Source organism: Paenibacillus sp. LK1 (assembly GCF_002750415.1).
Classification (GTDB): Bacteria; Bacillota; Bacilli; order Paenibacillales; family Paenibacillaceae; genus Paenibacillus; species Paenibacillus taichungensis.
In genome coordinates, this window is the sequence record NZ_PEII01000015.1 from 13,566 (window position 1) to 30,535 (window position 16,970).

Below are 16,970 nucleotides of genomic sequence, written 5' to 3' on the forward strand. Positions count from 1 at the left end.
AGGAGCTGCATATCGCGGCTCCTTTTTTATGTTCTTCTTTTGCTTATACGTCTAATGTTAAAAACCTCACGCGCCCTTAACCATCCATAGGTTGTAAGCAAAACAGCAATGACCGCAAAACCCAATCCGCCTGCAAAACCAAGCTTCCGTGGCTCCACCACTTCTAATAACAAACCCGCACCAAACATGGATAACCCCAGCATGGTACTACTGCAAGCCGTCACCAAGCCATAGATGAGCCCTCGGTATTTCTCAGGTGTTTCATTCATCAGCAATGTATCCAGACAAGCATTGCCTACTCCTGACATAAGGGCCAGCAGAATATAAATTAGCACTGCGATCACTGGCAGAGTCACCACACTAAGCAGCATAAGTAATCCCCCTTCCACAAGTAGACACAGGACTACTCCCGGAAGCAGCCAATGCTGAAAATAACGAGAGTACCAGTTGCTTAATACCAGCCCTGTCCCAAGCGCCGCATAGAACAGACCTACACCCCAATCCCCAAGGGAAAATACTTCAATTGCATAAACACTGATCAATACATTATCAATCCCGTTGATGACAGGTACCCATAACTCGAATAGGATGATAATCTGTAATGCTACAGAGGATCGAACCAGCCTCCATATCACCGAAGGAACATGATCTGCACCTTTGGTACGAGTAATCACTGAAGATTTACCAGAAGCTGCTGTGGCTGATCTCTCCATACTTTCAAGTGATATCTCATTTGATTCCGTACCCATTCTGGATGGAAACGAGACTTTTCGGATCAAAACAGCAGCCATCAAAAAGCACACCGCATTGGTTATAAACGCAGCCTGCGGCCCCATGACTGATGAGGTGATTCCCCCAAGAAAGGCACCTACGATCAGCACCGTACCATTCATTACCTGTTCAAGTCCGTTAATTTTGAGCAAATGTTCCGGCTGTACAAGCAGTGGTATACCTGATTTGCGTACCGGCGCATAGAGAGCCTCAGCACAGGCTAGTAAAGTACTCGCGGTATATAGAATCCACAAATCATCTGCACTATCTACGAGTAAATAGCTCAGAGCAAGAGGCACCCTTATCAAATTGGTAAACAGCATAATCTTCCGCCGTGAGAAACGCATGATTAACAAGCCGCCTGCAGGAGCAAGCAACAGAAATGGAAGCACACGCAGACCAAGGGCCAGTCCTACAGCAAGTCCAGATCCTGTTGTGCTGAGAATTAACGAAAGCATGGCTACCTGACAGAAACGGTCACCTATGCCGTTCACTAATCCCGCAACAAAGAACTTGCGGTACTCCGATTCTTTTTGTAGCAAAATCAGAATGGACGATCTAAACAACATGACAAATCCTCTTTTCTTTTACATTAGATATTAATCTAATTAGATAATATTCTAATATAAAAGAATTAACAATATTCTTTTTTTATTTTTTGGGATATTCAATAACGCTTTTGTGATAATCCTGATTCATCCAGGTCATACTAATTTGCAAATATAGGGTGTATAAGGGGTGAAGGAATGAGTACTGCAACGCAGAGCAGCCAGGGTCAGAGAATATCTCCGAATCTTACGGAGAATACGGATTATTGCAAGAAAGTAATGGGGAACAGCAAAGACTTGATGATTCGTCCTCTGCAGTGTTTGCACAAATGGCCTTCTGTCATGTTGTACATCGATGGGATGGTAGACGTGCAGATTGTGAATCATTCCATCCTCGAACCCTTGTTACAGACCCGTGAACTGCCTGACTTTTCGGCGGATAACGAGCATTTGAGCTATCTCCAGAATGATGTCTTGGTCGCCAGCAATGTAGTACTAATCAATGAGATAAAAGACGTTCTTGATGCCCTTCTGGCGGGCTTTGCCGTTGTACTCCTAGAAGGCTCCAATCAAGGCCTGAAAATTGCAGCAGCAGGATGGGAAGATCGTGCCGTCGGTGAACCGATTTCCCAGACGGTTGTTCGAGGACCTATGGAAGGCTTTAATGAAAATTTGCGTACGAATACAGGCTTGATACGCAAACGAATTCGAGACCCCCATCTTTGGATTGAAGAAAGGGAGATTGGCCGAGTTTCCAACACTAGGGTTGCCGTAGTATATCTGGAGCATATCGTCGATCAAGAGGTTGTAAAAGAACTGCGGCGCAGACTTGATGAGATTGATATTGACGCTATTCTGGAAAGCGGATATATCGAAGAACTTGTGCAAGACAAAACAGGTACGATCTTCCCTACGGTCTATAACAGCGAGCGACCGGACACCGTATGTGCTGCACTGCTTGAAGGTCGGGTAGCAATCATTATAGACGGTACTCCATTCGTACTGCTTGTCCCAGCCCTGTTTGTTCATTTCTTTCAGTCTCCCGAAGACTACTACCAGCGGGCCGATATTAGCTCATTAATTCGAATGATTCGTTACTTGGCCTTCTTTATCGCGCTGCTCGCTCCATCCTTTTATATTGCCATTACAACCTTTCATCAAGAGATGCTGCCTACCAACCTACTTATCAGTTTGGCAGCGCAGCGTGAAGGCGTTCCATTCCCGGCATTTATTGAAGCCATCTTAATGGAGTTGACCTATGAAATTTTGCGGGAAGCTGGCATACGGATTCCGAAAACGGTCGGTCAGGCTGTTTCCATTGTGGGTACCCTTGTTATTGGTCAAGCGGCGGTAGATGCAGGCGTTGTATCGGCTGCCATGGTTATTATCGTATCCATTACAGCGATATCTAGTTATGTTATTCCAGAAAATGGATTATCCATTTCTGTACGGATTCTGCGATTTGTCCTGATGATTCTGGCTGCCGCCTTTGGTTTCTACGGAATTCTGATGGTTCTGCTGATTACGGTAACCCATTTATGCAGTTTAAGATCTTTCGGTGTGTCTTATATGTCCCCATTCGCACCTTACATTGGGAAAGATCTCAAAGATACCATCTTCCGCGTGCCTTGGGCCCGGATGAAGACACGTCCGCTTTCTACCGGGACTGCGAATGAAACCAGACAAGCTGACAAAAAAACGAAGCGATAATCGGTAAGGAGAACGTGTATGAACAAATGCCTACAATTAATTCTGTCCTTTGCCGTTCTGCTCCCTCTCCTTACCGGATGCTGGGATCGCCAGGAACTCAATGAACTCGGTATTATGCTGGGACTGGGTGTGGACAAGGATGGTGACATGATTAAAGTGAGTGCTCAAGTGGTTGTCCCTAGTGAAGTATCCTCCAAATCTGGGGGAGGCAAGGGAACCCCTGTGACTCAGTATCAGGCTTCTGCCCCAACGCTGTTTGAAGCCATTCAGAAACTGACAGAGTCAAGCCCACGTCGTATCTTTATGGCGCACATACGAATTCTCGTATATGGCGAAGAATACGCCCGCAAAGTCGGGATTTATGATGTGACCGAAGCTCTAATGCGGGAACCTACAGTTCGGCCTGACTATTACGTCATGGTGGCCAGAAATACAACGGCTTCCAAAGTGCTTGACGTGATGACACCTCTTGAAAACTTACCTGCGGAGAAAATGTTCAATTCATTGGATGTCTCCACCAAGACTTGGTCACCGACAACAACTGTAACCGGCGATCAGTTAATGGAATATATTTTGTCTCCCGGAATACAGCCTGTGATTACCGGTGTAGAGGTTGTTGGCAATCCGGAGAAAAGCGGAAATCAAGAAAATATTGCAACTATTAAGGCTCCTGCCCGACTGAATTCCACCGGGCTGTCTGTATTCAGAGGAGATAAGCTGATTGGCTGGCTAACGGAGGATGAATCCAAGGGGTATAACTACATTCGAAACAATGTAGTATCCACCATCAGTCATCTGCCTTGTCGCAAAGACGGATATGTGACCTTTAAAGCACTCCGCACAACGACCAAACGGAGTGCAAAAGTCGTTGCCGGACATCCTGTAATCAACATCAAAATGAAAAACGTATCATCTATAGGTGCAGTGGAATGTAGAATCAAAATAGGATCAATGGAAGTACTCAAGCAATTGGAACGAGACAGTGAGGAACGGCTCGTAAATCTGATGCAAACATCCGTCAAGTCAGTACAGCGAAAATTTCACGTCGATATTTTCGGATTCGGGCAGGAGGTCTATCACGCTGATCCCAAGTTCTTCAAAAAGGTGGAGAAGGATTGGGATCACTATCTAGAAGATCTGGATGTCGATTACAAAGTTAATGTGCAAATCAAACGTGTAGGCACGTTGGATGATTCATTCAGAGATCAAATTAGGGAGTGAGACAGGTGTTACTTACACTTAGTGTAGTTGTGACTGCAGGGCTCATTGGATGGTACGATCTGCCTGGGCTCATACGTCGCAAGGAATGGAAAGAAACGGCTGTTTACAGTGTCTTACTGCTCTTGGCTACCATTCTCAGTGTCTTTGCGGCCAACCTGTGGGAAATCCCAAGCCCACTTTATCTCATCATATGGATCTATGAACCTGTAAATCAATTTCTGGCACATTTGACTGGAACTTAGGAAAAAGGAGGGGACATTATGCTTGAGAAGGGTCGCATCGGAACAAGACAATTGTCCATCCTCATTTTCATGATGGTGGTCGGGGATATGATGCTCATCTATCCCTCGGTCATCACATCCTATGCCAAACAAGATGCCTGGATATGTGCTCTTATCGGGGTTCCACTGGGGACGGCCCTCACCCTTATGTTTCTAAAGCTGTGCAATCTGTATCCTGAGAAAAATCTGATACAGATTGCACGAAGCATTCTAGGATTTTGGCCAGGCACTCTGGTATCCGGATTTTATCTTTTCTTTTTTGTTATAGGTGCCTCAACACATACCCGAGAGGTTGGAGATTTCCTTACCTCCGAAATTTTTCAGTACACCCCGATTCGAGTCATCATTCTAATGTTTGTCATTACGGTTGGTTGGGGGTTATATCATGGTCTGGAGACGATGGGGAGAAGCAGTGAATTGCTAATGCCTATCCTTATCGTGTTTATTCTTGTGCTTGCATTCTGTCTACTCCCTCAGGTTGATCCCAGCAATTTTAAGCCTGTTACGGATACCGGTGTTGTTCCCATCCTACAGGGTATTCTCATCAGTATCATATATCCGGTAGGTGAACTGGTCCCCATTATGATGATTATTCCCTACACGCTTAAACAGGCTCACCGAACTCGGGATGTTCTTATGGCGGCAGGACTTGGCAACTTGTTGCTGGCTATATTGGTTACGATCTCTCTGCTTGTTCTGGGCACTTTCCTTACACAGCACAACATCTATGCATCATTTATTCTATCTCAGAAGATTAATATCGGTGGTTTCTTTGAACGTATTGAAGCCATTATGGCTTCTTCTTGGCTGATATCTACGTATGTTAAAGCAATGGTTTATATGTATGCATTTATCGTTGGATGCGCCGAACTATTTAAGCTCAAGCAGTATCGGATACTCATCCTGCCTGCATCATTGCTTATATTTGGCCTTGCCAATCTGGTTTCACCCAATTTGACCTTCATCGTCATTACGGTCGTCCCATATTGGATAGATTGGGACACCACATTAAGCATTATTTTGCCGGGACTGTTACTGTTGGTGCACATGTTCAAAATGCGCGGGAAAAACAAACCTTCGGGATAAGGAAATGCTGAAGTTCTACTAGTCAGGAAGGAGTACGGAAACCATGCCAATCAGAGAAAAAATAACAATTCGGCAATTTGCCCTGCTTACCTTTCTTGTCATGGTTGGGGATATGATTTTGATCTATCCTTCGTCAGTCACAACCTTGGGTAAACAGGATGCATGGATATGCTCATTCCTCAGTCAGCCCATCGGTCTATTTATCATTTGGATCTTTTATAAACTGCACCAAACCTTCCCTGAACTATCTTTAATAGAACTTTGCAAGAAATTGCTTGGTCCATGGTTTGGGTCGGTCTTGTCTGCAGGTTACCTATTCTATTTTGCAATAGGCGCTGCCATTTGTATCCGTGAGGTTGGAGACTTCATGACGACTCAAATCTACCTCGAGACCCCCATCCGTGTCATTTTGATTATGCTCATGTGTTCACTGATCTGGGGCCTAATGAAAGGATTGCAAACCATGGGAGCAACCAGTGAACTATTGACCCCTATTGTTGTTGTCTTCATGGCTCTCCTGTTCGTCGGGTTGCTGCCCAACATAAAAGTTTCACATCTGCAGCCTATCTTTAACATCAGCCGGGTTCATTTGATTGAAACCGTTGTACGTGGAGCATTTACATCCTTCGGGGAGTTGCTCGTGCTTACGATGATTCTTCCTTATGTAGTGTCAGGGCCGCACCTTAAACGAGACCTGTTACTTGCCACTTTCTGCGGAGGTCTGCTCCTGTGTATACTGTTATTGTTTTCCCTTATGGTTGTGGGTCCTTTCCTAACCCAACATAACATTTTTATTTCGTATACCCTGTCTCAAAAAATTAATATCGGTAACTTCTTTGAGCGTATTGAAGCCTTCATGGCTACTGCCTGGTTAATTGCGACCTATTTCAAAAGCCTGCTGTACATGTTCGCTTTTGTTATCGGACTAGCCCAGCTGTTTCAGTTGAAAACCTACAAACCGCTCATTCTCCCTTCATCCTTGCTCATGTTTGCATTGGCCATCCTGATCTCCCCCAATGTCATTTTTTATATCGAAACCATTATGCCTGCATGGGTGGATTGGGACATTACTTGCAGTTTTATTATTCCTTTGCTGCTTTTACTTGTTCATCGCATTCGCTTTGGAAAGAACCGGAAAAATCAGCCCCCTCCAGAACGCTTGCCCACATAAAAAGGCTGTGATTCACGGTATAAACCGCGAACACAGCCTTTATTTATGAAGTAAACATTTTTTCGATGTGTAGAGAACAGACGAGTTAACTTCCTAAAGTTGCTGTACAGCCTCAAGTGCTGCTTCAATATGGCCTTTAACCCGCACTTTCAACCACGACTTCAGAAGTACACCCTCTTCATCAATGAGAAATGTGGAGCGTACCATCCCCATGTATTCCTTGCCATACATCTTTTTGAGCTGCCATACGCCGTATTGCTCGGCAACCTTATGTTCTTCGTCGGATAACAGGATGAATGGCAAGCCGTATTTGGCTATGAATTTGTCGTGTTGCTTCATCGGATCAATACTAATCCCCAGAATAACTGTATTTAACCCCTTAAACTCCTCATGACGATCACGGAAATCGCATGCCTGCTGTGTACAGGAAGAGGTCATATCCTTCGGGTAAAAATATATCAACACCCGCTGTCCGCGATAATTCGAGAGCTTCACCGTCTCTCCCGTACTGGACGGAAGTTCAAAGTCTGGTGCCAGCTTGCCTTCGGTTAATGTCATCTCATTTCCTCCTTTATCTCGTCTATCCCTTCACAACGGACTTCTGTTATGATCCTGCTCCGCGATATTTCTTCACGCCATAATTCCATAGCAGAAGGCCGATAGAGCCAAACACCAATCCCATCACAGGTGTTAGCATCGCCATACGATGCATCTCGGATCGTTCCAGGAACAGGGCTGCCGGATAAATGCCAACGAAGGCAAATGGAATGACCCACGTTAACAGGACCTGAATCGCACGGTTATAGATAGTTACCGGATAACGTCCATATCCCTGAATGTTGTACATTAATGGCAGGATGCCTGTAGGCGCGTCCGAATAGAAAGACAACGACGTCAAAGTGATATAGATTCCTGCATAGATTAGCACTGAGCTAAGTGTAAGAATAATGAGGGCCGGAATATGCCACCACTCCAGCACAAGTCCCATCTCTGCACCACTGATGACCATAATGATCAGACCGATAAACGAACCAACGAGTGCAGGCGGGTCCACATTTTCGAGTAAAATTTGGAACAGGTTATGCGCAGGTCGCGTTAATATGCGATCCATCTCGCCTTTGACAATATACCGTTCACTGAACCCCCACAGATTGATAAAACAACTGAAAATGCCGTAAGGCACCATAAAATATCCATAAACAAAAAGGACTTCACTCTCACTCCAGCCACCCAAATTATCCGTATGTCGGAAAACCACAAAGATAAAAATCAGATTGGTCGCCTGGAACAGCAAATCCGAAAGGATTTCGATCCAAAAGTCGGCGCGGTACGTGAGACGTGTTTTCATATAATTTTTTAAATATTCCCAGATCAGACCCATATAGTACACTCTGTTATCCTCCTTGCACGAACAGACGCTTGCGCGCCTGACGCCAGATCAGCATCATCGGAATGAGCAGTATGGCAAACCAGAACACCTGAATACCGAGTACGCTCCAGATGCCTGTGCCTTCCACTCTTCCGGTGAAAACCGAACCGGGCAGATACGTAATGGCCTGAAAAGGCAATACTTTCATTACTGAAGACATCCAGCCCGGATAGAGGCTGATTGGAATGATCAGACCTGAAAACAGATCAACCACAACGCGTTTCATGCGCATCATACCTTCATTGTTTTCCACAAAAAATGCGGCCAGTCCCGTAATGACATTAATCTGGGAGTTAATGAGGAAACTGAAGAACAGCATAACCAGAAAGCCAATCCACGCGGACGGCGCCGTAGGCAGTTCAACCGGAAACAACAGAATGGCAATGAGCATTCCAGGAATCATGAGCAGCAGGAAACGGAAAATACCTTCGCCCAGCCCCTGCATCATTTTGACCATGACATAGTTGATCGGTCTTATGAATTGAATGGCAATGGAGCCATCCCGAATGTCTGCGGCTATTTCCCGGTCCAGGTTGTTAAAATAAAACGCACGCGCCATCCACGATACAGCCACATATGTCGTCATCTGAGCTGCCGTAAAACCACCCAATTCACCACTACTGCCGTAAATGGCTTGCCACGTAAAGTAATACACGCCGATATTCAGCGTATATATCAAAATGCCGGAATAATAATTCACCCGGTATGCAAGCATCGTCAGGAACCGGATGCGCATAAAATCAAAAAATGCACTATTCATGTTAGGATACACCCACCGCTTCATTCTTTGCTCCCACAATCTCGGGACGCTCGGCTGAACCGGATTGGTAAATACTGCGCACGATCTCATCCGTGTTAATCTCAATAATCTGAATATCGGTAATATCTGCCTGTCCAACGACACGTCCCAGCACATCCGATACGTTGAGTTCAAGTGGAATCCAGACCGAAGCGGACAGTTCGTTCTCCACCGTCCAGCGAACGGGAAGAGCAGCTGTCCATTCCAGCATTTGTTCCATGGGGTGAGCCGTACCAAACTTGAACCGGATTTCCCGTTCTTTACCCCACTGGGATTTTAGATGATCCAACCCGCCATCATAGATGATATTGCCCGCATCGAGCATAATAACTCTTGAACATAAAGCTTCGATGTCCTGCAGATCGTGGGTTGTCAGCAAAATGGTTGTCCCGTGTTCCTTATTCATGTCTTTCAGGAATTCGCGGATTTCCGATTTCACAACAATATCCAGACCTATGGTTGGCTCATCCAGAAACACAATATCCGGATTATGGAGCAGCGCAGCAACCAGCTCACAGCGCATACGCTGTCCAAGACTGAGCTTGCGTACCGGACGGTTCAGCAGATCCTGAAGCTGTAACCGCTCAACCAATTCATCTAGACGTTTGCGGAAATCGACCTCACCTACTCGATACACCTTGCGCAACAGATGGAAGGACTCAATGACACCGATATCCCACCAGAGTTGGCTGCGTTGACCAAAAACGACACCAATATTCTGTACAAACTTCTCACGTTCCTGATACGGAACATAGCCACCAACCGATATTTGCCCTGATGTAGGCACCAAAATGCCGGTCAACATCTTAATCGTTGTTGATTTACCGGCACCGTTCTCCCCAATATATCCGCATATTTCGCCTTGCGGAATTTGAAATGAAATATCATTTACAGCCAAGACCTCCTGGTATTGACGTGCAAACAGATCCTGGAATGCGCCCTTAAGTCCTCCTCGACTTTTCTGGACGCTAAACGACTTGCGTAAATCTTTGACATCAATCGCCAGCATGATTATACCTCACTTGGATTTTGTTGAAATTGCTTGTAGCCCAAAAAGAAATTATAATAGTATCAGTCAAAATTCAGCAAGCTTTAAAAAATAGTCTGAGGCCGCGTCCTCTGTTGCATCTCACAGATATGTCGTGTACGGAAAGCCTAGGCTAGATCAAATTGGACTCATCTTCATTTATTTTGAATACAAAGGAGAGCTAGCATGACCAGAAAGACGAAGAGAACCATATGGATTTCTCTTGCCGCCTTCGTGCTGATTGTTGGAGGCGCTGCGGCATTTTATTTCGGTTCTATTCTCAATCAGTTGAATGGCTTGCAAAAGGAAGGCGATGAATCGCCGTTTGCCGGTATCGAAAATGTTGAAAAAGTAAGTACACCGGATCCTCCGAAATGGGAAGGCACCGAAACGGTAAATATTCTCGTTATGGGTGTTGATGCCCGCGGGCTGGAGAAGGGGGAAGTTCCTCGTTCTGACAGCATGATGGTCGTTTCGCTAGACCCACTTACCAAAAAAATCAATCTATTCTCCATTCTGCGCGACACATACGTCAACATTGACGGGTATGGCAAGGAACGCATCAATACTGCTATTACCCATGGTCCCAACGTGGCAATGAAAGCTGCCGGAGACCTCTTGGGTATCCCTGTACAGTATTATGTGTATACCGATTTCCAAGGATTCATCAAATTGGTGGATGCCGTTGGCGGTGTGGATTTTGACGTAGAGAAGGACATGCACTATACAAGTAAAGCAGACAATAATGAGTACGATATTGATTTGAAAAAAGGCTACCAGCATTTGGATGGCAATACAGCTCTAATGTACGTTCGTTTCCGTCATGATGCCATGTCGGATTATGCCCGTTCCGAACGGCAGCGCGAATTCCTGAAAGCAGTAGCAGCGAAAATGCAGTCAACAACAACGATTGCCAAACTACCTTCCATTCTGGAAGAAGTAAATCCTTATGTAGATACCAATCTGACCCTCTCCGACATGTGGAAGCTGGGCGGACTTGGATACCAGAGTAGCATGAACGGCAGCGAGCAAATTCCGCCAATGAAAATGCTCAAGGAAGAACGTACCCCAGGCGGAGCTGAAGTGCTGTCGGTAACCAATGAGGAAAAACTCAAGCAATATATTCAAGATATCATTCACCCTCCTGTTCAAGAAGAAGACAGTACTACCGGAGCCGAAGACAAAACGGCAAGTGGTGACGAACAAGATTCCAAGCAACCTGCACAATAATGAAGTGCACACGAAGAGGGCAGCCCATATGCTGCCCTCTCGCTGTGTTTTGTTTATCTAATATGAAAGGAAGTTATCTTATGAATCCATCACGTTCCCGTTCCGAGCTTTTATACGAAGAAGCACTTCAACATATTGTCGGAGGTGTCAACAGCCCCTCCCGTTCATTCAAAGCAGTTGGTGGCGGTGCACCTGTCTTTATGAAAAAGGCGCAAGGAGCTCACTTCTGGGATGTCGACGACAACCGATATATTGATTATCTCGCGGCCTACGGCCCGATTGTTACAGGACATGCTCACCCTCATATTACCCAGGCGATTACCGAGGCAGCAGCAAATGGTGTGCTGTACGGTACGCCTACGGAACTTGAGATCAAGCTCGCTAAAATGCTGAAAGAAGCCATTCCTTCAATGGACAAGGTTCGTTTTGTAAACTCCGGTACAGAAGCAGTCATGACTACCATCCGGGTTGCCCGCGCCTACACCAAACGTAATAAAATTGTGAAATTTGCTGGATGTTACCACGGTCACTCTGACTTGGTCCTTGTGGCAGCAGGTTCGGGGCCTTCCACGCTGGGTATTCCCGACAGTGCAGGCATTCCAACGAGCATTGCGCACGAAGTCATCACGGTACCTTTCAACGATCTGGACAGCCTGAAAGCAGCTCTGGAGCGTTGGGGCGATGATGTCGCCGCAGTCATGGTTGAACCGATTGTCGGCAACTTCGGTATGGTTATGCCAGAACCTGGCTTCCTGGAAGGACTCTGTGCCATGACTCGGGACAACGGCTCGCTCGTCATTTACGATGAGGTCATTACAGCCTTCCGTTTCCACTATGGCTCTACACAGACTTACGCTGGACTGGACAATCATGCGGAGATCGAACCGGATCTGACTGCACTTGGTAAAATTATCGGCGGCGGTCTGCCAATCGGTGCTTACGGCGGTCGTAAACAGGTTATGGAGCAGGTTGCTCCACTCGGCCCTGCCTATCAAGCCGGAACGATGGCTGGTAACCCTGCGTCTATCTCTGCGGGTATCGCTTGTCTGGAAGTCCTGCAAGGCGAAGGTGTATATGCGGAGATGGAACGTCTTGCGATTGATCTGACAACAGGCCTTCAGACTTCTGCGGATCGTCATGGCATTGCATTAACCATTAACCGAATTCGTGGTGCATTTTCCACCCACTTCTGTGACCACCCGATTACGAACTATGATCAAGCCCAGGATACCGACGGTGAACAGTTCGCTTCCTTCTTCCGTCATATGCTGAACCGTGGCATTAATCTGGCTCCTTCCAAATATGAAGCCTGGTTCCTGACTACTGCACATACGGACAAGGATGTTGCGGAAACACTCGAAGCCGCAGAAGCTTCCTTCAAAGCTATGGCTCAGGCGTAGACCGTTATCTAACAATTCACACGTCGCAGCATAGCATGTTACTGAAATTAATCACATTCACATGAAATAAAGGCGTCCCACAAGCGATTAATCCGCTTGTGTGGACGCCTTTTGCAGTTTCACTATTTCCTCACGGATAATCCGCAGCCCTTCCTTGATCCGCTGCTTTGGAACGTTGGATATATTTAACCGCAGCATTTTATCCTGATATATTTCCTGTGCACCTTCCGGATAATATCGTTCTGTTGTATCGGCAATGACTCCCCGTTGGTCCAACCGGGACAGCAAGACCCTGAGCGGCATATCCTTAGGCAGCGGCAGAACCGTATGCTCCCCTCCAGTACGCGGTGCATTCGCAAATGGGCCGAAGTCTGGGAAGGCATTAAGTTGTTGATACAATTTGTTCATCCGGGCAGCATAGCGGCTGCGGATGACTTTGCCATGGTGGGCAAACATCCCGTTACGGATATAGACCTCAAGTGCTGCCTGGGATAGTACCGCGGTGTCAATGTCGAGCATTTTTTTGTATTTACTAAACGATGCAGTAAGACTTGCAGGCAAAATAGCCACGCCAATCCGCAGGCCGGGAAACAGGATTTTGGAGTAACTTTTCAGATAAATGACTCGCCCTTCCGTATCATATGACCATAACGGGTCCTGCTTCGTGTTCTCTTCCAGATCAGCCAAGAAATCATCCTCTACCAGATAGACATCATAACGCTGCGCCAACCTGATCAATTTTTTCTTCTCAGCTGACGTCAGGGAAGTCCCAATCGGGTTGTGAAAACGCGGCATAACATAAAAAAATTTGATGTCTCCTTCGCGAAACTGTCGTTCGAGCGTGTCCCAATCTAGGCCACCCAGAGAGCGTCTGACCCCAGCAATCGGTACATTCAGACCTTGTAGAAGCGAAGGCATATTATGATAACCAGGCAGTTCCAGCATCACCTGCTTTTTCCCATTCGGAAAAGGCATTAGCGCCAGCACAGCAAGGGCCTGCTGCACCCCTGACGTAATAAAGAACTGCTCATTCCGGGCAAATACCTGATAATCGGCGAATTGCTTCTGCAGCAGATCAATTAATGAAGGTAAGCCTCTCTCAGTTCCATACAAAAACAAATCCGCCTGTTTCTTCTCCATTGCCTGATCCACACAATGGCGAAAATCGGAATAAGGGAATACTCGCGGATCAGGAGCGGCGGAGGCAAAATCCATTGGACCCTGCCATTCCCCATCCTCCACTTCGGCTCCATTCTGTACCGCATAATATCCGGACTGAGGCACCGCGTAGACCAGATGGCGTTCTTCCAGCCACTCGTACGCGCGTATGGCTGTACTTACGCTACATTGATATTGCTCAGCCAGAACACGCACAGCCGGCAGTTTGATGCCTTTATCCTGCCATTGTCCACTGTTCTGCTGGCGCAATTGGTCCTGAATCCATTGCTTAAGTGATTCAGCAATAATTTCGTATTTTCTCATTGGATTCTGCCTCTCCTCCGACTTCAGCATTACTTTAAGTGTACCGGTACAGTATACGTTTTTGTCTATTGTACCACTATTGGTCTGGCAGTATATTGAATAAGGTCAGACAGCGTACGCAGCAACATATGCGCCGTTGAAGTAATAAAGAAAAACCGTATTATTGGAGGAAACCCTATGAACAATAGCCAGACTAGAACATATGCATATGTAGCAGCTGTTTTATATGCAGCCATTATTGGTTTATCCTTTTTATTCGTTAAAATGACGGTAAGTGTCGCACATCCAATTGATGTATTGGCACACCGTTTTGCCTTGTCGTTACTTGTAGTCAGCATTCCTGTTATTTTTGGATGGATCAAGATCAAGCTAACCCTTCGTGATCTGTGGCGTATCATTCCGCTCGGGCTGCTCTCTCCTGTTTTGTTTTTTGCCTTTCAGGCATTCGGGTTAGTCTCGTCCAACTCATCGGAAGCAGGGATTATCCAGGCGATGGCCCCCGTTTTCACACTTGTGTTGGCCTCTATCTTTCTAAAAGAACGTACATCCCTTTTGCAAAAACTGTTTCTACTGTTGTCCGTGGCGGGTGTGATCTTTATTTTCTTGATGAAAGGAAGCGGGATGTCGGCAGGCAATTTTAAAGGTATTGCTTTATTGCTGCTCTCCACAGTGTGTTTTGCAGGTTATGGTGTATTGGCAAGACCCTTGGCGCAGAAATATAAACCGATGGAATTGACCTGGGTGACCCTGATGGTTGGATTTATCGTCTTCAACGCAGCTTCCCTGATTCGTCACGCGTCGAGCGGAACCATGGTGGATTATGTGAAGCCACTCGGAGATGCATCTTACCTAGGAGCACTGGCCTATCTGGCCGTCCTCTCCACCATGTTCTCCACGCTGTTGGCGAGTTATGCCCTGACTCATCTGGAAGCTTCCAAAATGAGTGTATTCAGTAATTTGTCCACGCTCATTTCGATTGCTGGCGGAGCCTGGATATTGCATGAACCAGTGTATGGATACCACTTTGTTGGAGCCCTGCTGATCATCGCTGGTGTACTTGGCACCAATATGAGCGGAAGAAAACGTGGGCTGGTCAATCCAGATAAAGCATGATACAATGTGAAAAATTGTAAACGGACGTTATCAACAATGATGAAGAGAAGTACACAGGACAGGATACCTCAGAGAGCCGGCGGATGGTGTGAGCAGGTGTATCGGTCATGTGGAAATGGGCTTCGGAGTTCCGAGTTGAACCCGTTCTGCCACCTGTACTCAGGAGCGCGGATCGTCAGTAGGCAAGGCGGCATGTTCAGCCGTTATCCATGGACAGGATATCGATAAGGCATATGTGAGCTTTCCGCATATATTTATCCGTATCCCTCAAGTGGGCCGCAACCAGCGGCCAATTAAGGTGGCACCGCGAAGCATAAGCTTCGTCCTTCTATTCTGTTCCCGTCTGGGAAACAGGATGAAGGACGAGGCTTTTTTTGATTTAATTTCTTTATTAGTACAACTCAACATTTACACAAGAACGGAGAGGACAGAAATAACCTGAAGAAGCGGAGTGTTCGCCTTTATCCCCAGATTTCACCTTTGTAAAAGTGTATCAAAAAATCAGGGGATAACAGCGATCGGAAGGTTGTTCTGTCATCGAAGTGACAAGTGTAAATAATCTTTAGTTCGACTGAGAAAGATGCAGGCTGAAAGGAGGTGATGGTCGTGGAAGACGGCTGGTGGCGTCAGCAATTATGGATCGCAAAATCACAACATCAAAGGAGAATAAACCATGAACAAGAACAAAGACATTATTTTAACCGGCGACCGAACAACCGGACAGCTTCATCTCGGCCATTACGTGGGCAGCCTGCGCAGTCGGGTGCAATTGCAGGATGAGTACAAAACGTATATTTTACTGGCTGATGTACAGGCGCTCACGACCCACTATGACCAACCGGGGCTGATTGCAGACAGCGTGCATCAAGTGACACTTGATTATCTTGCCGTAGGTATCGATCCCAATAAAGCCACTCTGTTCATCCAGTCGATGATTCCGGAAATTGCCGAGCTAACTGTCATTTTCTCCATGTTTGTCACGGTGAACAGTCTTCGGCATAATCCTACGATAAAAAACGAGGCGCGTGACCGTGGTTATAAGGATCTCTATTACGGATTTCTTGGATATCCCGTCAGCCAAGCTGCGGATATTGCGTTCTGCAAAGCAACCCTTGTTCCAGCGGGAGAAGACCAGATCCCACATATCGAAACAGCGCGGAAACTGGTACGGAGGTTCAATGAATTATATTCCCCAGTTCTGCCTGAACCACGTATTCTGACCGGAGAACGGCTGGGCGGACTGGATGGCGTGGGCAAAATGAGCAAAAGTATGGGCAACGCCATCTCGTTGAATGCTCATCCTGATGATGTATATGCCAAGCTGTCCAAGGCGAAAACTGACCCTGCACGCATTCATCGTTCTGATCCGGGACATCCAGATATTTGTCCGGTGTTTGCCTATCACCAGCTGTTTCGAAAGGATGAGGCTGCTGAGATTCATGCGAACTGTAGTAACGGCACCATTGGTTGCAAGGATTGCAAAAAGATTGCAGGTACTGCAATTAACGAACTGCTCTCCCCTTTCCGTGAACGGCGAAATTACTATGAACACCGTGGGCATGAAGTGAAAGAAATCCTCGTGGAAGGTACACGTCAGGCCCGTCAAGCTGCACGTGAGACAATGCTAGAGGTTCGTGAAGCGATGGGAATACGTTATTTCGACTGACGGTATGAGAAGGCTTGTTCACGTTAACACTGCTGA

15 protein-coding genes and 1 other annotated feature are annotated in these 16,970 nt (G+C 46.4%); of the genes, 9 read left to right on the forward strand and 6 right to left on the reverse strand.

What is annotated here, in order from left to right:
• Positions 1–26 precede the first annotated feature (26 nt).
• Positions 27–1,340: an MFS transporter gene (locus CS562_RS26915; protein ID WP_099858725.1), complete on the reverse strand. Its 1,314-nt coding sequence runs from the start codon at positions 1,338–1,340 to the stop codon at positions 27–29.
• Between the two features lie 177 nt (positions 1,341–1,517).
• On the opposite strand from CS562_RS26915, the gene CS562_RS26920 reads away from it, so the two are divergent.
• Genes CS562_RS26920 through CS562_RS26940 form a run of 5 tightly spaced genes read left to right on the forward strand, consistent with a single transcriptional unit; the run spans position 1,518 to position 6,788 of the window.
• Positions 1,518–3,029: a spore germination protein gene (locus tag CS562_RS26920; RefSeq protein ID WP_099858726.1), complete on the forward strand. Its 1,512-nt coding sequence runs from the start codon at positions 1,518–1,520 to the stop codon at positions 3,027–3,029.
• Between the two features lie 18 nt (positions 3,030–3,047).
• Positions 3,048–4,250 (forward strand): Ger(x)C family spore germination protein, encoded by a 1,203-nt coding sequence (locus CS562_RS26925; RefSeq protein ID WP_099858727.1) that lies wholly within the window; start codon positions 3,048–3,050, stop codon positions 4,248–4,250.
• A 5-nt stretch (positions 4,251–4,255) separates the two neighbouring features.
• On the forward strand, positions 4,256–4,492 hold the full coding sequence (locus CS562_RS26930) for a hypothetical protein (protein WP_099858728.1): 237 nt from the start codon (positions 4,256–4,258) through the stop codon (positions 4,490–4,492).
• An 18-nt stretch (positions 4,493–4,510) separates the two neighbouring features.
• Positions 4,511–5,617, forward strand: a complete 1,107-nt coding sequence (locus CS562_RS26935; RefSeq protein ID WP_099858729.1) for a GerAB/ArcD/ProY family transporter — start codon at positions 4,511–4,513, stop codon at positions 5,615–5,617.
• A gap of 43 nt (positions 5,618–5,660) precedes the next feature.
• Positions 5,661–6,788 carry a GerAB/ArcD/ProY family transporter gene (locus tag CS562_RS26940; RefSeq protein WP_099858730.1) on the forward strand — a complete coding sequence of 376 codons (1,128 nt, stop codon included), beginning with the start codon at positions 5,661–5,663 and terminating at the stop codon, positions 6,786–6,788.
• 93 nt (positions 6,789–6,881) lie between these two features.
• Here CS562_RS26940 and bcp read toward each other — a convergent pair whose 3' ends face one another.
• Genes bcp through CS562_RS26960 form a run of 4 tightly spaced genes read right to left on the reverse strand, consistent with a single transcriptional unit; the run spans position 6,882 to position 10,025 of the window.
• The gene (bcp, locus tag CS562_RS26945; protein ID WP_099858731.1) at positions 6,882–7,346 is read right to left on the reverse strand and encodes a thioredoxin-dependent thiol peroxidase; all 465 of its coding nucleotides are present in this window, start codon (positions 7,344–7,346) and stop codon (positions 6,882–6,884) included.
• A gap of 46 nt (positions 7,347–7,392) precedes the next feature.
• Positions 7,393–8,169, reverse strand: coding sequence for an ABC transporter permease (locus CS562_RS26950; protein WP_180287230.1), 777 nt, complete (start codon positions 8,167–8,169; stop codon positions 7,393–7,395).
• Positions 8,170–8,182: 13 nt separating this feature from the next.
• Positions 8,183–8,977, reverse strand: coding sequence for an ABC transporter permease (locus CS562_RS26955; RefSeq protein WP_099858733.1), 795 nt, complete (start codon positions 8,975–8,977; stop codon positions 8,183–8,185).
• Position 8,978: 1 nt separating this feature from the next.
• Positions 8,979–10,025, reverse strand: a complete 1,047-nt coding sequence (locus CS562_RS26960; protein ID WP_063568167.1) for an ABC transporter ATP-binding protein — start codon at positions 10,023–10,025, stop codon at positions 8,979–8,981.
• A 204-nt stretch (positions 10,026–10,229) separates the two neighbouring features.
• Here CS562_RS26960 and CS562_RS26965 point away from each other — a divergent pair, with 204 nt between their 5' ends.
• A complete protein-coding gene (locus tag CS562_RS26965) occupies positions 10,230–11,273 on the forward strand; it encodes an LCP family protein (RefSeq protein ID WP_076292221.1) in 1,044 nt (347 codons plus the stop codon).
• 80 nt (positions 11,274–11,353) lie between these two features.
• Entirely contained in the window at positions 11,354–12,673 is a 1,320-nt protein-coding gene (locus tag CS562_RS26970) for a glutamate-1-semialdehyde 2,1-aminomutase (protein WP_099858734.1), read from the forward strand.
• An 87-nt stretch (positions 12,674–12,760) separates the two neighbouring features.
• Here CS562_RS26970 and CS562_RS26975 read toward each other — a convergent pair whose 3' ends face one another.
• On the reverse strand, positions 12,761–14,155 hold the full coding sequence (locus CS562_RS26975) for an aminotransferase-like domain-containing protein (protein ID WP_099858735.1): 1,395 nt from the start codon (positions 14,153–14,155) through the stop codon (positions 12,761–12,763).
• Between the two features lie 177 nt (positions 14,156–14,332).
• Here CS562_RS26975 and CS562_RS26980 point away from each other — a divergent pair, with 177 nt between their 5' ends.
• Positions 14,333–15,268: a DMT family transporter gene (locus tag CS562_RS26980; RefSeq protein WP_076292218.1), complete on the forward strand. Its 936-nt coding sequence runs from the start codon at positions 14,333–14,335 to the stop codon at positions 15,266–15,268.
• Positions 15,269–15,295: 27 nt separating this feature from the next.
• Positions 15,296–15,599: a binding site (T-box leader), on the forward strand.
• A 342-nt stretch (positions 15,600–15,941) separates the two neighbouring features.
• Positions 15,942–16,934, forward strand: coding sequence for a tryptophan--tRNA ligase (gene trpS, locus CS562_RS26985; RefSeq protein WP_076292217.1), 993 nt, complete (start codon positions 15,942–15,944; stop codon positions 16,932–16,934).
• Positions 16,935–16,970 lie beyond the last annotated feature (36 nt).

Bases quoted from the DNA above. Each gene is read 5' to 3' on its own strand.
- CS562_RS26940 (WP_099858730.1), top strand. From the start codon at position 5,661: ATGCCAATCAGAGAAAAAATAACAATTCGGCAATTTGCCCTGCTTACC.
- CS562_RS26915 (WP_099858725.1), bottom strand. From the start codon at position 1,340: ATGTTGTTTAGATCGTCCATTCTGATTTTGCTACAAAAAGAATCGGAG.
- CS562_RS26965 (WP_076292221.1), top strand. From the start codon at position 10,230: ATGACCAGAAAGACGAAGAGAACCATATGGATTTCTCTTGCCGCCTTC.
- CS562_RS26975 (WP_099858735.1), bottom strand. From the start codon at position 14,155: ATGAGAAAATACGAAATTATTGCTGAATCACTTAAGCAATGGATTCAG.
- CS562_RS26960 (WP_063568167.1), bottom strand. From the start codon at position 10,025: ATGCTGGCGATTGATGTCAAAGATTTACGCAAGTCGTTTAGCGTCCAG.
- CS562_RS26920 (WP_099858726.1), top strand. From the start codon at position 1,518: ATGAGTACTGCAACGCAGAGCAGCCAGGGTCAGAGAATATCTCCGAAT.
- bcp (WP_099858731.1), bottom strand. From the start codon at position 7,346: ATGACATTAACCGAAGGCAAGCTGGCACCAGACTTTGAACTTCCGTCC.
- CS562_RS26935 (WP_099858729.1), top strand. From the start codon at position 4,511: ATGCTTGAGAAGGGTCGCATCGGAACAAGACAATTGTCCATCCTCATT.
- trpS (WP_076292217.1), top strand. From the start codon at position 15,942: ATGAACAAGAACAAAGACATTATTTTAACCGGCGACCGAACAACCGGA.
- CS562_RS26970 (WP_099858734.1), top strand. From the start codon at position 11,354: ATGAATCCATCACGTTCCCGTTCCGAGCTTTTATACGAAGAAGCACTT.
- CS562_RS26925 (WP_099858727.1), top strand. From the start codon at position 3,048: ATGAACAAATGCCTACAATTAATTCTGTCCTTTGCCGTTCTGCTCCCT.
- CS562_RS26950 (WP_180287230.1), bottom strand. From the start codon at position 8,169: ATGGGTCTGATCTGGGAATATTTAAAAAATTATATGAAAACACGTCTC.
- CS562_RS26980 (WP_076292218.1), top strand. From the start codon at position 14,333: ATGAACAATAGCCAGACTAGAACATATGCATATGTAGCAGCTGTTTTA.
- CS562_RS26955 (WP_099858733.1), bottom strand. From the start codon at position 8,977: ATGAATAGTGCATTTTTTGATTTTATGCGCATCCGGTTCCTGACGATG.